Origin of the sequence: Lentzea sp. NPDC006480 (assembly GCF_040611995.1) — a bacterium.
Lineage (GTDB): Bacteria > Actinomycetota > Actinomycetes > Mycobacteriales > Pseudonocardiaceae > Lentzea.
The window spans coordinates 39,249-53,370 of sequence record NZ_JBEXPJ010000018.1; the positions used below are offsets into that span (position 1 = coordinate 39,249).

13 protein-coding genes and 1 riboswitch are annotated in these 14,122 nt (G+C 69.8%); of the genes, 11 read left to right on the forward strand and 2 right to left on the reverse strand.

All coding sequences use genetic code 11. The annotated features are described in order from the left end of the window. Positions 1-13: 13 nt before the first annotated feature. Entirely contained in the window at positions 14-622 is a 609-nt protein-coding gene (locus ABZX92_RS10255; protein WP_355556120.1) for a LysE family translocator, read from the reverse strand. A gap of 169 nt (positions 623-791) precedes the next feature. Here ABZX92_RS10255 and ABZX92_RS10260 point away from each other — a divergent pair, with 169 nt between their 5' ends. Both ABZX92_RS10260 and ABZX92_RS10265 read left to right on the forward strand, forming a co-directional pair. Continuing rightward, on the forward strand, positions 792-1,505 hold the full coding sequence (locus ABZX92_RS10260; RefSeq protein ID WP_355556123.1) for a serine protease: 714 nt from the start codon (positions 792-794) through the stop codon (positions 1,503-1,505). Between the two features lie 13 nt (positions 1,506-1,518). Beyond that, positions 1,519-1,977, forward strand: coding sequence for a GNAT family N-acetyltransferase (locus ABZX92_RS10265; RefSeq protein ID WP_355556126.1), 459 nt, complete (start codon positions 1,519-1,521; stop codon positions 1,975-1,977). A 95-nt stretch (positions 1,978-2,072) separates the two neighbouring features. Here the strand turns inward: ABZX92_RS10265 and ABZX92_RS10270 are convergent, their stop codons facing one another. Beyond that, positions 2,073-3,266 (reverse strand): 8-amino-7-oxononanoate synthase, encoded by a 1,194-nt coding sequence (locus tag ABZX92_RS10270; RefSeq protein WP_355556129.1) that lies wholly within the window; start codon positions 3,264-3,266, stop codon positions 2,073-2,075. 43 nt (positions 3,267-3,309) lie between these two features. On the opposite strand from ABZX92_RS10270, the gene ABZX92_RS10275 reads away from it, so the two are divergent. From ABZX92_RS10275 to ABZX92_RS10315, 9 genes are all read left to right on the forward strand, one after another. After that, entirely contained in the window at positions 3,310-4,386 is a 1,077-nt protein-coding gene (locus tag ABZX92_RS10275) for a hypothetical protein (protein WP_355556131.1), read from the forward strand. Between the two features lie 22 nt (positions 4,387-4,408). Then, positions 4,409-5,368 (forward strand): beta-eliminating lyase-related protein, encoded by a 960-nt coding sequence (locus ABZX92_RS10280; RefSeq protein ID WP_355556134.1) that lies wholly within the window; start codon positions 4,409-4,411, stop codon positions 5,366-5,368. A 38-nt stretch (positions 5,369-5,406) separates the two neighbouring features. Continuing rightward, a riboswitch (cobalamin riboswitch) is annotated at positions 5,407-5,532 on the forward strand. Between the two features lie 38 nt (positions 5,533-5,570). After that, positions 5,571-7,472, forward strand: coding sequence for a putative cobaltochelatase (locus tag ABZX92_RS10285; RefSeq protein ID WP_355556136.1), 1,902 nt, complete (start codon positions 5,571-5,573; stop codon positions 7,470-7,472). Positions 7,473-7,484: 12 nt separating this feature from the next. Next, entirely contained in the window at positions 7,485-8,099 is a 615-nt protein-coding gene (gene cobO, locus ABZX92_RS10290) for a cob(I)yrinic acid a,c-diamide adenosyltransferase (protein ID WP_355556139.1), read from the forward strand. 46 nt (positions 8,100-8,145) lie between these two features. Next, positions 8,146-9,525 carry a cobyrinate a,c-diamide synthase gene (locus ABZX92_RS10295; protein ID WP_355556142.1) on the forward strand — a complete coding sequence of 460 codons (1,380 nt, stop codon included), beginning with the start codon at positions 8,146-8,148 and terminating at the stop codon, positions 9,523-9,525. Between the two features lie 28 nt (positions 9,526-9,553). Further along, the gene (locus tag ABZX92_RS10300; protein WP_355556145.1) at positions 9,554-10,573 is read left to right on the forward strand and encodes a cobalt-precorrin-4/precorrin-4 C(11)-methyltransferase; all 1,020 of its coding nucleotides are present in this window, start codon (positions 9,554-9,556) and stop codon (positions 10,571-10,573) included. After that, entirely contained in the window at positions 10,573-11,394 is an 822-nt protein-coding gene (locus ABZX92_RS10305) for a hypothetical protein (RefSeq protein WP_355556148.1), read from the forward strand. The genes ABZX92_RS10300 and ABZX92_RS10305 overlap by 1 nt, the downstream gene beginning before the upstream one ends. Beyond that, on the forward strand, positions 11,391-12,647 hold the full coding sequence (locus ABZX92_RS10310; protein ID WP_355556151.1) for a cobalamin biosynthesis protein: 1,257 nt from the start codon (positions 11,391-11,393) through the stop codon (positions 12,645-12,647). The genes ABZX92_RS10305 and ABZX92_RS10310 overlap by 4 nt, the downstream gene beginning before the upstream one ends. 103 nt (positions 12,648-12,750) lie before the next feature. Beyond that, positions 12,751-14,121 (forward strand): M36 family metallopeptidase, encoded by a 1,371-nt coding sequence (locus tag ABZX92_RS10315; RefSeq protein WP_355556154.1) that lies wholly within the window; start codon positions 12,751-12,753, stop codon positions 14,119-14,121. The last annotated feature ends 1 nt before the right edge of the window (position 14,122 follow it).

Consider the following 14,122-nt stretch of genomic DNA (forward strand, 5'->3'; position numbering starts at 1 on the left):
AAGCGAGTCTGCCTCAGAGCACAAGCCCCACGGACATGCTCAGGAACACCGTCGCGCAGACCGCGTCGAGCGCCGTCGTGACGCCTGGCCGCTTGAGCTTCCCGGCCATCCGGGAGGCCGCCAGCACGATCATCAGCTCCCAGATCGCGGCGAGGCCGAGGAAGACCGCCGCCAGCATCGCGAGCTGAGGTGTCGGTTCACCCGATCCGATGAACTGCGGCAGGAACGCGAGCGAGAAGAGGATCATCTTCGGGTTCGTGATGTTGGTCAGGAAGCCCTGGCGGAACGGCCGGTTGCTGATGACCTCTTCCGGTTGGTCCGCGTCTCGCTTGATGAGGCCGCGCGCGATGGAAACCGCGAGGTAGAGCAGGTAGGCCGCACCGATCCAGCGCAGTGCCGTGAGCACCATCGGGTACCGCGCGAGCACCACGCCGAGGCCCGAGATCACCAGCGCGACCTGGACCGCCGCGGCCGAGTGGATCCCCGCCAGCGCCAGTAGCCCGGAGCGGGTGCCCGACCGCAGTGACGTGCGCAGCAACAGGAACGCGTCAACACCGGGGGTCACGATGACGACCGCGCACGCGATGAGAAAGGCCGGAACCTGGCCGAAGTCGAACAACACCGTACATACCCCCGTGATCTGTGCCACTGACCGCAAAATCTCCGGTCTAACGGGACACTAACACGAGAATCTCCGGTTTTGACGCCGTCCTAGCGCGATCGCTACCGTAGGTGACCAATCGTCCACCTGGCGCAACGAGGAGTGGTCCGTGAGGGGTAAGCGGTTTGCCGTGATCGCAGCGGTGATCGCGCTGGTCAACGGTGCGTCTTCGGCTGATGCGATCGTTGGGGGGACACCCGCGCGGGTGTCGGACACCCCGTGGGTTGTGGCGATCACCACCACCGACGGCCAGCTGATCTGCGGCGGCGCCCTGGTGGCGCCGGACAAGGTCATGACCGCCGCCCACTGCGCCACGCTGAAGGGCGTGCTCGGCAAGGACCAGCGCCCGGCCGCGCAGCTCCACGTCGTAGCGGGCCGCACCGACCTGCGCTCTCGTGGCGACGGCGTCGAAGTCCAGGTCGCCGACGTGTGGCGGCACCCGGACTACCGTGAGGTCACCAAGGGCGACGACGTGGCGATCCTGACGCTGGCCCGCGAGCTGCCGTACCGAACGATCTCCTTGGGCGAGGTGGGCGACGAGGGCACCGTCCTCGGCTGGGGCCGCACCGCCGAGAACACGCCACCGGCCATGACGCTGCGCAAGGTGACCGTGCCGATCTTGTCGGACCAGGAGTGCATGCTGAAGGAGCCGGACTACCGGCCGGGTGCGATGTTGTGCGCAGGACGAGGAAACCGTGACGCGTGCACGGGCGATTCCGGCGGCCCTCTGGTCGTCCGGGGCAGGCTGGCCGGCGTCGTGTCGTACGGCCGCGGCTGCGCGCGGGCGGATGAACCGGGCGTCTACACCCGTCTCGCGCACTACCGGTCCGTGCTGGGCTTCTGATATCCAAGGTGCGGTGCGAACCACACAGTTTCCGGCCACCCTGCGCCGGCAGTGGGGACTCGACCTGAGCCCCGCCCAGCTCTACGCCATCCTGCGGCTGCGCCAGGACGTCTTCGTAGTCGAGCAGAACTCCGTCTACTGCGACGTGGACGGCCGCGACCTGGAACCGGGAAGCCGGCACTTCTGGCTGGAAGCCGACGGCTCGCACGACCCGCTCGCCTACCTGCGCCTGCTGGAGGAGCCGGACGGCACCTTCCGCATCGGCCGGGTCGCCACCGCCCGCATGGCTCGGGGCCGCGGGTACAGCCGCCGGCTGATGCAGGCTGCCCTGGCGGACATCGGCACCACGTCCTGCGTGCTCGACGCGCAGACCTACGTCGCGGACTTCTACGCGTCGTTCGGCTTCGTGGCGGAGGGTGCGGAGTTCATCGAGGACGGCATCCCGCACCTGACGATGCGCCGCACCCCGTAGTCACCCGCCCTGCTCGCCTGGCCGTACGCGGGGCCCTTTCGTACTGCAGGAGCGTACGAAAGCTCCCCGCGTACTGCTTCGGAAGCCAGGGGAGCTCACCGAGGGCGGCGTTCAACTCCGGCGGTCGCGGCGCACTCCGTGATCACGCGGACCGCGCGCTCGATGTCGGCCTCGGTCAGGTCGGCACGTGCGGTCAGCCGCAGCCTGCTGATCTGGTCCGGCACCGAGGGCGGCCGGAAGCACCCGACGATCACGCCCTGAGTCCGGCACGCCTCGGCCCACTGGAACGCCTGCTCCGGCGACGGCGCCCGCACGCTCACCACGGCGGCCGTCGGCGTGCTGACCTGGAACCCGGCTTCCTTCAGCCGGTTCGACAGGTCGTGCGCCACGGTCAGCGCGCGCTCGGGACGGTCCGGTTCCTCACGCAGAATCTTGATCGCGGTGAGAGCCGCCGCCGCGCTCGACGGGGCCAGGCCGGTGTCGAAGATGAACGTGCGCGCGGTGTCGATCAGATGCTTGATCACCCGGCTCGGGCCGAGCACCGCACCGCCCTGCGCGCCGAGCGACTTGCTCAGCGTCAAAGTCGTGATCACGTCCGGCGCCCTGACGATGCCCGCCTCGGCGACCGCGCCCCGTCCGCCGGGCCCGACCACACCAAGTCCGTGCGCGTCGTCCACCACCAAAGCGGCACCGTTGGCGCGGCAGGCCTCGTGCAGTTCGTTGAGCGGCGCGATGTCGCCGTCCACCGAGAACACCGAGTCGGTGACCACGATCGCGCGCCGCTTGCCGCGGGTCTCCAAAGCGTGCCGGACCTTGCCGACGTCGCAGTGGTCCGCGACGACGACGTCCGCCTTGGACAGCCGCGTGCCGTCGATCAGCGACGCGTGGATGTGCTGGTCGGCCACGATCGCCGTGCCCGGCCCGGACAGAGCCGTGACCGCGCCGAGGTTCGCCAGGTAGCCGCTGCTGAACACGAGCGCCGACTGAGAGCCGCAGAAGTTCGCGAGTTCGAACTCCAGTTCGGCGTGCAGCTCCGTCGACCCGGTGACCAGGCGCGAGCCGGTGGACCCCGCGCCCCACTTCAACGTCGCGGCGGCCGCGGCACCCGCGACGCGCTTGTCCTTCGCGAGCCCGAGGTAGTCGTTGCTGGCGAGGTCGAGGTCCGTCGAGTCCGAAGTGCGCGGCCGGACGCGGCGGGTCAGCCCCGCCTTGGCCCGCGCCTCAGAGCGGACGTCGATCCAGTCGAGCGTCGACTCACCACCACTGGAAATCGCCTCAGTTGTGCTCACGGTCACCGCCTGAGTCTCCCATCCGCCGACTAGCGTCCCGCTCGTGGACCTGTTCACCTTCACGCGCGCCGACCTCACCGAACCGGTGCGGTTCTGCGACGGCCGCTGGGTGGTGTCGGCCTACGACGACGTGCGCGCGATCCTCGCCGACCCCGTCACCTACCTGCCCGACAACGCGCTGACCGCCGTCACGCCGGTCGCGCCCGCAGCGCTGCGCGCTCTCGTCAGAGCCCGGTTCTCGCTGCCACCGACACTCGCGAACAACGGGTCAGCGTCGCACGCCGGCCTGCGGAAACTCGTCGCGTCGTTCTTCACGCCGGTTCGGGTCGCCGCCGCGGAGCCTCGCATTCGTGCGCTCGTTTTGGAACGCCTGGGTGGCTCAGATCTCAGCCAAATTGATCTTGTCAGCGACCTGGCGTGGGACCTGCCCGCCATCGTGCTGATGGAGCTGCTCGGCCTGGAGAACGTCGACATCCCGACGCTCAAGCGCTGGAGCACGGGTTCGCTGGAGTTCTTCTGGGGCAACATCTCCACCGAACGTCAGCTCGAACTGGTCGACGACGTGGGCGACTTCCACCAGTGGCTGGTCAAGCGCTATCACGCCCGCGACGGCGAACTGTTCCAAGCCCTCGCCGATGCCGGTGTGTCCGCAGAGGACTCCGCCGGCCTCTGCTACTTCCTGCTCATCGCGGGCCAGGAGACCACGACCCAGCTGCTCTCCACCGCACTCCGGCGTGCCCTCCAGAACCGCGACCTGTGGGCACGTTTGCCCCAACGCGACGTCGCCGAGTCGTTCGTGGAGGACGTGCTCCGAACCGAAACCCCGGTCGTGACCTGGCGCCGCCTGACCGCCCGTGAGGTGGTCCTCTCGGGCACCCGCATCCCGCAAGGCGCCGAACTCGTGTTGTTGTTGAGCGGCAAGGAAACCGACCCCAAGCACTTGGCGTTCGGCTACGGCCGCCACTTCTGCCTCGGCGCCGGCCTGGCCCGCCTCGAAGCCGCGGTGACCCTGCAGACCGTCGCCGAGCACGAACCGTCGTTGCGCCTCCTCGGTGACAACCCCGAGTGGCTCAACCTGCTGTCCTTCCGCGCCCCGAAGTCGGTGGCAGTGAGCCGCTGACCTGAGGTTTGATGCCCAGGTGATGAACCGACAGCTCTCCGGCGTCAGGAAGCGGACTCTTCTGGAGACGCTCGGCCCCGTGCCGGACGTCGATCCCGACCGCTACGGCGACGGCGGTCCGGTGGGCGCCCTCGAAACTCGGGTGGCGCAGTTGCTGGGCACCGAGGCCGCGCTGTTCGTGCCGACCGGAACCATGGCGCAGCAGATCGCCCTCAAGTGCTGGGCCGACCGCACCCACAACCCGATCGTGGCGATGCATCCCCAGGCCCACCCGCTGCACCACGAGGACGACGCGCTGACCGTGCTGTCCGGCCTCCGCCCGGTCAAGGTCCGCAACGACGAGGTCGCCACCTGCCCCGAACCGTTCGGCACGCTGCTGCTCGAAGTCCCGGACCGCGAGGCCGGCTTCATCCTCCCGACCTGGGACGAGCTGACCGCGACGGTCGACGCCGCCCGCGATCGCGACGCCGTGGTGCACCTCGACGGCGCCCGCCTCTGGGAGAGCACCCACGGCCTCGGCAAGCCGCTTCCCGAGATCGCGGGCCTGTTCGACTCGGTCTACGTGTCGTTCTACAAGTCGCTCGAAGGCATCTCCGGCGCCGCGCTGGCCGGCACCCAGGACTTCATCGACCAGGCACGCGTCTGGCGTCACCGCTACGGCGGCATGCTCTTCCAGCAGTGGCCCGCCGCTCTCTCCGCCCTGCACGGCCTGGACACCGTGCTGCCCCGCCTGGGCGCCCAGGTGCAGCACGCCAAGGTCGTGGCGGCGGCGATGGGACTGCCCGAACCGCACACCCACCAGTTCGCGCTGCACCTGCCCGGCGACCCGGCCCGGCTCAAGGAGCTGAGCGGCAAGTTCCTCGGCGGCTTCTGGCGGGACGGCACGCTCGCCAAGACCGAGATCACGGTCGCCGAGCCCGCGCTGGAGTGGACGGCGGACGAGGTCGGGGAGGCCTGGGCGGAGTTCCAGAGCCTGATCTAGGGCGACGTCGCTCACCTGGCTGTTGGACCCGGCGGTGCGAAGTGCGACGATGCCGGGGCTGTGAGGGGAGCGCGAGGAAGCCGGTGTGAGTCCGGCGCCGTGCCCGCGACTGTGACCAGGCCAGCCCTGGGAGCCAGGAACTCGCCCCCTCTTCATTCGACCGGCCACGGGCGTGGACACCCGAGGAAGGACTTCGCTGAGCATGTACCCCTTTTCGGCTGTCGTCGGACATGACGACCTCCGGCTGGCCCTGCTGCTGAACGCCGTGCACCCCGGCATCGGCGGCGTTCTCGTCCGCGGCGAGAAGGGGACCGCGAAGTCGACCATCGTGCGTGCCCTTGCCGCGCTGCTGCCGGAGCTGGACGTCTCGCGGAACTGCCGCTTCGGCTGCGTCCCCGGCAGCACCGACTGCCCCGACGCGCCGCACGAGGGAGCCGAGCGGCGGCCAGCCAAGCTCGTCGAACTGCCGGTGGGCGCCACCGAGGACCGCCTGGTCGGCTCGCTCGACCTGGAGAAGGCCCTGACCGAGGGCGTGCGGGCGTTCCAGCCGGGCCTGCTCGCCGCCGCGCACCGGGGCGTGCTCTACGTCGACGAGGTCAACCTGCTTCACGACCACCTCGTCGACCTGCTGCTCGACGCCGCCGCGATGGGCCGTGCACACGTCGAACGCGAAGGCGTGTCCATCTCGCACCCGTCCCAGTTCCTGCTGGTCGGCACGATGAACCCCGAGGAAGGCGAGCTTCGGCCGCAGCTGCTCGACCGGTTCGGGCTCACGGTCGCGGTGAAGGCCGCGCGCGACGTCAGCATCCGCACCGAGGTCATCCGCCGCCGGCTCGCCTACGAAGCCGATCCCACAGGATTCGCCGCCAGGTGGGCCGAGGAAGACGCCAAGCTCAAGCAGCAGATCACCCACGCACGCGAAAACCTTCCCCAAGTGTCTCTTCCGGACAGTGAGCTGCGCCGGATCGCCGCTGTCTGCGCGGCTTTCGAGGTCGACGGCATGCGCGCCGACCTCGTCGTCGCCCGCGCCGCCACCGCCCACGCGGCCTGGCGAGGCGCGACCCAGGTCGAAGAGCTGGACGTGGAAACCGCCGTCCGGCTCGCCCTCCCGCACCGCCGCAGGCGCGACCCGTTCGACGAGCCCGGCATCGAGGAGCAGCAGCTCGAAGACGCCATGCGCGAGGCGGCCGAGCACGCCAACGACGACGGCGGCCCGGACGACGACGGCCCCGGCGGCGGTGAGCTCCCCGAACCGCAGGAAGGTCCGGCAGGCAACGGAAACGCGCCCAACGACCGTCCGGCCCCGGAACCCGCCCCGGCGTTCAAGGCCAGGCTGCTGGAAGTCCCCGGAGTCGGAGAAGGCGCGCCGGGCAAGCGTTCCAGGGCCCGCGCCCGCACCGGCCGGATCGTCCGTTCGTCCAAAGTGGACGGAAGTGGGCTCCACCTCGTCGACACGCTCCTGAACGCCGCACCGCACCAGCGCGAACGCGGCCGCAGCGGCCCCGGACTCCTCCTGACGGCAGCAGACCTGCGCAAGGCCGTGCGGGAGGGCAAGGAGTCCAACCTCATCCTGTTCGTGGTCGACGCCTCGGGCTCAATGGCCGCGCGTCAGCGCATGTCCGCGGTGAGCGGCGCGGTCGTCTCGCTGCTCCGCGACGCCTACCAGCGCCGGGACAAGGTCGGCGTGATCACGTTCCGCGGCGGCACGGCCGAAGTCGCTTTGCCCCCGACGACTTCCGTGGACGCGGCGGCAACCCGTCTCAAGAAGATGCGCACCGGAGGCCGCACTCCACTCGCGGACGGCATCCTCAAGGCCCACAAGATCCTGGAGATCGAACGGCTCAGGGACCCGCAGAAGCGCCCCCTGGTCGTCCTCCTCACCGACGGCCGCGCCACGTCGTCCGGACTCGGCGGCGACCCCACCAAGGACGCGCTCAAAGCCGCGGGCCTGCTCGAACGGACCGCCGTCGTGGTCGTCGACTGCGAACAGGGCCACATCCGCCTCGGCCTCGCGCAGAAGGTCGCCGAAGCCCTCCAGGGCACCTGTGTCCGCCTCGACCAGCTCAGCGCCGACCACCTCGCCGGCGTCGTCCGCGCCGCATAAGGAGAAACCCCAGTGCCACAGGGACAGCCCACCGAGGTGCCCAAGGACGGCCTGACGACGAGACAGCGTCGCAATCGGCCGTTGCTCATGCTGCACACCGGTGAGATGAAGGGGAAGTCGACGTCGGCGTTCGGCATGGCGTTGCGCGGCTGGAACCAGGGCTGGGACATCGGCGTGTTCCAGTTCGTGAAGTCCGCCAAGTGGAAGGTCGGCGAGGAGTCCGCGTTCAAGGCGCTCGGCAAACTCCACGACGAGACCGGCGAGGGCGGCGCCGTCGAGTGGCACAAGATGGGCGAGGGCTGGTCCTGGACCCGCAAGCAGGGCACCGAGGACGACCACGCCGCAGCCGCCAGGGAGGGCTGGGAGGAGATCGCCCGCCGCCTCCAGGCCGAACGCCACGGCTTCTACGTCCTCGACGAGTTCACCTACCCGCTGCACTGGGGCTGGATCGATGTGCACGAGGTGGTCGACGTGCTCGCGAACCGCCCCGGCCACCAGCACGTCGTGATCACCGGCCGGTACGCACCACAAGTCCTGATCGACGCCGCCGATCTCGTCGTGGAGATGACCAAGGTCAAGCACCCGATGGACGCCGGGCAGAAGGGCCAGCGGGGGATCGAGTGGTGAACGGGCTGATGGGCACGGCCGCCCGTCCGGGTCAGCGGGAGACCAGGTGGTGAACAGACTGGTCGTCGCGGCCCCGGCCTCCGGCAGCGGCAAGACCACGGTCGCGACGGGCCTCATGGCCGCGTTGCGCCGCGCCGGGTCGCGGGTCGCGCCGTTCAAGGTCGGCCCGGACTACATCGACCCCGGCTACCACTCGCTGGCCACCGGGAAGCCGGGTCGCAACCTCGACCCGGTCATGGTCGGCGAAAACCGGATCCCCGGCCTGTTCGCACACGGTTCCAAGGGCTGTGACATCGCGGTCGTCGAAGGCGTCATGGGCCTGTTCGACGGCCGTGTCGACACAGCAGGCGTCGGCTCGACCGCACACGTCGCCAAGCTGATCAACGCCCCGGTGCTGTTCGTCGTGGACGCACGCGGTCAGAGCCGATCACTCGCGGCCCTGCTGCACGGCTTCCGCGGCTACGACCCGACGGTCCGGCTCGGCGGCGTGATCCTCAACCAGGTCGGTTCCGAACGCCACGAGCAGGTCCTCAGATCAGCGTGCGACGAGGTGGGCCTCGACGTTCTCGGCGTGCTGCCACGAGACCCGCAGTTCTCTCTGCCCTCAAGGCATCTGGGCCTCGTCACGGCGGCAGAGCACGGCCCGGAAGCAGTCCGGGCGGTGGACGCGATCGCCGCCGCGGTGGCCAAGCACGTCGATCTCGACGCCGTCCGCAGACTGGCGAGCTCGGTTCCGTCGATGGCCGTGGCCGCGTGGGAACCCCGGGTAGAACCGGTCACCGGCGAACCGCTGATCGCCGTCGCGGGTGGAGCAGCTTTCACGTTCGGCTACGCGGAACACGTCGAGGTCCTCAAAGCCGCGGGCGCGGCCGTGGCCGTCGTGGATCCGCTCAACGACGAAGATCTCCCGGAGGGCACTGCGGGCCTGGTGCTCCCCGGTGGCTTCCCGGAGCAGCACGCGGAAGCGTTGTCGGCCAACGCGAAGTTGCGCGACGCCGTGACGCGGTTCGCTCGATCGGGTGCGCCGGTCCACGCGGAGTGCGGCGGACTTCTTTACCTGGCAAGATCACTTGACGGTCACCCGATGTGCGGCGTGCTCGACGCCGAGGGGTTCATGACGCCGAAGCTGACCTTGGGCTACCGGGACGCGGTGGCGTCCACGAGCTCGCCGCTGCACCCGCCCGGCAGCCGCGTGACCGGCCACGAGTTCCACCGCACCCAGCTGTCCACACCGCACTCGACCCCGCCCGCGTGGCACTGGCGCGGCGTCGATTCCCGGCCCGTCGCAGAAGGATTCGTGGCCGGGGGAGTGCACGCGTCGTACCTCCACACGCACCCCGCCGGTGATCCGGAAGCCGTAGCCCGGTTCGTGCGGGCCTGCCACCCGTTCGTGGCCGGAGCGGCAGACGGTACGGTCTTCGCTTAAGCCAAAGCCGAACCCCTGTGGAGCTGTCGTGACGACGACCGGTCGGGTCTCCTTCGTCGGTGCCGGTCCGGGTGCCGCTGACCTCATCACTCTCCGAGGCGCGCGCCGCATCGCGGAAGCCGACGTCGTCATCTGGGCGCCCGCCGCGGTGGACGCCGAGTGCGTCCGCGAGCACGCCCGCGCGGATGCCGAGCTGGTCGACTTCTCGCGCGTGACGCAGGAGGAGATCACGGACATCTACCGCCGCGCCGCCGCCTCGCGCCAGACGGTCGTCCGGCTGCACGCGGGTGACGCCGCGACCGGTGGTGGTGTGCAGGAACAGCACGACCTGTGCGTGCGTCTCGGCCTTGAGGTCGACGTGGTGCCCGGTGTCGCCGTGGTCGCCGCCGCCGCCGCCAAGATCGGCCGCGAGATCACGCTGACCGAGGCGTCGTCGACCGTGCTGATCTCGCCGGAGAGCAGCGAGCTGGTCGCCGAGTTCGCCGCGCTGCAGACCACGATGGCCGCCACGGTCTCGGGCGCGCGCACCGGTCAGTTCGTCGAGAAGCTCCTGCAGGGCGGCTACTCCGAGCAGACCCCGGTCGTCGTCGCGTACAAGGTCAGCCAGGCCGACGAACTGGTCGTGCACACCACGGTCGGCGAGCTGGAGTCGGTGGTGAAGAAGCACAAGCTGTACCGCCCGACGTTGTTCCTGGTCGGAGCTGCCGTGAAGCAGCCGACCCGGCGGGTCTCCACGTCCGCCACGTCGTCGGTGGACGAGCCGATCCGCGCCGCCCGGCCGACCCGCTGGTCGCGCCGTGCCGCCACGCGCATCTCGACGCGCGTCGACGAGCCCGTGCCCGCCGCCACTGTTGCGGAGCCGAATCCGGCGTGGACGGCGGTGGAGGAAATACAGCAGTCCGTGCGCAAGCCGGCCGAGGAGCCCGCTCCGAAGCCGAAGCTGACCGTGGTCGCGGCGGAGAAGCCGAAGCCGCCGACGGTTCGTGCCTCCACGTCGACCGCGAAGAAGAAGCCGGCCGCCCGTAAGCCCAAGCGGCCCGCCAACTGATGACCGTCGAAGCGCTGCAGGAGGCGGCCGGGCGCCCCGTCGAGATCGTCGACGCGGCGGACGGGCTGCGTCCTGCGCTGAACGTGTGCCGCGCCCGCTCGGCCGTGATCGTCAAGCTCACCGAAGGCATCGGTCCTGCTGAGATCGGCGCGGGCCTCGCCGGCTGGCGGCGCATGCTGACGGTGTCGGACTCCGGCGAGCTGTCCACTGTGGACCCGAAGGACGCGGTGACGCGTCGCTGGACCGCGCCCGACGCGGTGTTGTGCCTGGCGGACAACGAGTTCCTCCAGTCGAACGACGGCTGGGCGCTGCCGGACGAGGAGTTCGCGAGCCGCACGCACGTGCTCGGCGCCGAGGTCCGCGCGTTCGTGCTGGCTCGTCTCGCCCCGCGGCCCGGCGTGCTGGTCTGGGACGTGCTGGCCGGTTCTGGCGCGGTGGCAGTGGAATGCGCGCGGCTGGGTGCCGCGGTGCTCGCGGTCGAGCCGGATCCCGTGCAGTGCGTGCGCATCATCGCGAACGCCGCGGCGCACGGCGTTGACGTGCGCGTTGAAGAAGCCGAACTGGACACGGCCGCGCTGCCCCGGCCGGACGCCGTGTTCGTCGGCCGCGGTCAGCTCGCCGAGGTCAAGGCGTGCGCGGCCGTGAACGCACGACGCGTGGTCGTCGCGACCGAGAGCGTCGACGAGATCGTGCCCGCGCGTGATGCGCTGGTGGCGGCCGGGTACGAGGTGGAGGGCGTGCACTGGACCGCCTCCCGCCTGCTCGACTCGGGTTTCGCTCCGGCAGTCCCGGTGACGTTGTTGTGGGGAACCAAGAAGTGATCGGTGTGTTCGCGGGCCCGGCTCAGCGCGGTGACGCCGCCGACCTCGCCGGTCTCCTGGGGGCGGACGCGGTCGTGCCGGACGGTTCGGTCAAGCCCGCCGTCCAGCAGTTGTGGTCGCGCCTGGGTGCCGCGGTGCTGTTCCTCGACGCGGGCTCCGCGGTCCGGTTGATCGCGCCGTTGTTGCGGGACAGGCGATCCGACCCGGCCGTGGTGTGCGTCGACGCGCATTTCGTGGTGGCACTGGCAGGTGACGCGGACACGTTCGCCCGCCAGGTCGCGGACCTGTTGAACCGCACGGCCGTCGTCACGGGTGGCCCGTCGATCGACTCGGTGCTGGACGAGCTCGTCGAGCAGCTCGACGCCACCGCCGACGGCGACGTCGAGGCCTGCACCGCCGCCATCGAGGCGGGCGAGACGGTCGTGCTGCGCAACCCGCTGGGCTTCCCGTTGCCCGCGCTGCCGCCCAACGTCGTAGCGGGAGGCGAGGACGCCAGCTGGGTGATCGTCGTCGACGACCGGGCCGCGAGTGCCAAGGACAACGTGCTGCGGATCGTGCCGCGCACGCTCGTCGTCGGGGTGGGTTCGACGCGCGGTGCGTCGGCCACGAGCGTCGGTGCCGCACTGTCGGAACTGGACGCACAGGGCGGTCTGGATCTGCGTGCTATCAAGGCATTTGCGACCGCGGACGCCAAAGCGGACGAGCCCGGCATCGTGGATGCCGTCGAGGACTGGGGTTTCTGGCACGGCGACACGGCCGAGCTGCTGACGTTCCCGACCGGCGAGCTGGCGGAGATCGGCGTGCCGAACCCGAGCTCGGTGGTGCGCAACTCGATGGGCACCGCGAGCGTGGCGGAAGCGGCGGCGTTGCGCGGCGCGCAGATCATCGGGCACGGCGCACCGGTCGAGCTGGCGGCCGAGAAGTTCAAGCGGGACAACGTGACCGTGGCCGCGGCACGAGTCCTGCCGCGCGGCCGGCTGGCGTTGATCGGACTTGGGCCGGGCGACGCGGAGGAACGCACACCCCGTGCGGAGGCGGAGATCCGGCGCGCCGCGTTCGTGGTCGGAACGCCCGAGGCGATCAGCTCGGTCACGCCCATCCTGCGGTCCGGCACGGAGGTGCGGCACGAGGGTGCGGGTGATCTTGCCGCGCACGGTGCGGCGGTCGCGTTCGTCGCATTCGGAACCGGGCCAACGTTGGACATTCCGGTCGAAGCCGACGTAATTGTTGTTCCCGGAGTGTGGGATCGCTGATGTTTTTCCTTCTTTCGTAGGGTCTCTGTTCAACTTTTCTTGATTAGCGTCGCCATGCACACGGCCCTCCCCCTGCCTTGGGCCCGAAGCACTGGAGACCGACATGAGATCGCGTCGTCTCGTCGCAGTCGCCTGCACCGCCGGCGTCGTCCTGTCCATGCTGACCGTCAACGCTCAGGCCGCGGCTCCCAAAGAAGGTCTGCGGCTGCTGACCGTCAAGGATTCGCTGACCGCCACGCACACCTGGTACGAGCAGACCTTCGACGGAAAACCCGTGCTGGGTGCCTACTACGTCGAGCACGTCGACAAGGCGACCGGTGTGAAGACCGTGGACGACGGCCGCCTCACCGTTGGTTCGGTGGACGTCACGCCCGCCATCACCGCCGAGTCCGCGAAGACCAAGTCGGCCGGTGTGCCCGAAGGGGCGAACCTCAAGGTGCTGCCCGGCACCGGACTCGTCTACGAGGTGATCTCCGACAACGGCAAGGGATCCGAGCGCACGCTGGTGCACGCGGAGACCGGCGCTGTGGTCCGCTCGGAGAGCCTCGTCAAGCACGCCGAGGGCACCGGCAAGGTCTTCAGCCCGAACCCCGTGGTGGCGCTGCAGAACGAGAGCCTCACGGACAAGAACGACGCGGACTCGGCGGTGCCCGCCACCGCGTACAAGTCGGTCACGCTGTCCAACCTGGGCACGTCCGGATACCTCCGGGGTGACTTCGCGTCGATCACGGGCGCCACGAGCAAGCTGGCGAAGAGCTCGACGAGGAAGTTCGAGTACACCCGCCACAACCCGTTCTTCGAACAGACCAACGCCTACTGGGGCATCACCGAGGCCCAGAAGTACATCCAGAGCCTCGGGTTCAAGAACGTCAACAACGAGGCCCAGAAGTTCACGACGCTCGGGCTGACCGAGGACAACTCGTTCTACGACCCGTCGAAGGACCAGATCACCTTCGGCACGGGTGGAGTGGACGACGCCGAGGACCTCGAGGTGGTGTGGCACGAGCTCGGCCACGCGATCCAGGACGCCCAGGTGCCGGGCTTCGGCTCGACCGAGGAAGGCGGCGCGATCGGCGAGGGCTTCGGTGACTGGTGGGCCTTGATCATGGCCTCCCGTGACTCGAAGGACACGGCGACGACCCCGTACGCGTGCATCATGGACTGGGACTCGACGTCCTACACGACGACCACGCCGCACTGCATTCGCCGTACGGACACCAACAAGACGATCGCCGACAAGACCGGCGAGGTGCACGACGACGGCGAGATCTGGTCGCGTGCGCTGTTCGACATCTACAAGAGCTTCGGGCGCGAGAAGGCGGCGAAGATCGTGCTGGAGGCGCAGTTCTCCTACTCACCGTCGACCAACTTCGCTCAGGCCGCGAACGCGACCGTCGCCGCGGCCAAGAAGCTCTACGGTGACGCCGATGCCGCCACGGTCACGGCTGCGTTCAAGGCTCGTAAAATCATCTAGC

What these genes read in the sequence shown, in the direction of transcription:
- ABZX92_RS10280 (WP_355556134.1), top strand. Translation starts at nt 4,409, where the DNA reads ATGAACCGACAGCTCTCCGGCGTCAGGAAGCGGACTCTTCTGGAGACG.
- ABZX92_RS10285 (WP_355556136.1), top strand. Translation starts at nt 5,571, where the DNA reads ATGTACCCCTTTTCGGCTGTCGTCGGACATGACGACCTCCGGCTGGCC.
- ABZX92_RS10305 (WP_355556148.1), top strand. Translation starts at nt 10,573, where the DNA reads ATGACCGTCGAAGCGCTGCAGGAGGCGGCCGGGCGCCCCGTCGAGATC.
- ABZX92_RS10315 (WP_355556154.1), top strand. Translation starts at nt 12,751, where the DNA reads ATGAGATCGCGTCGTCTCGTCGCAGTCGCCTGCACCGCCGGCGTCGTC.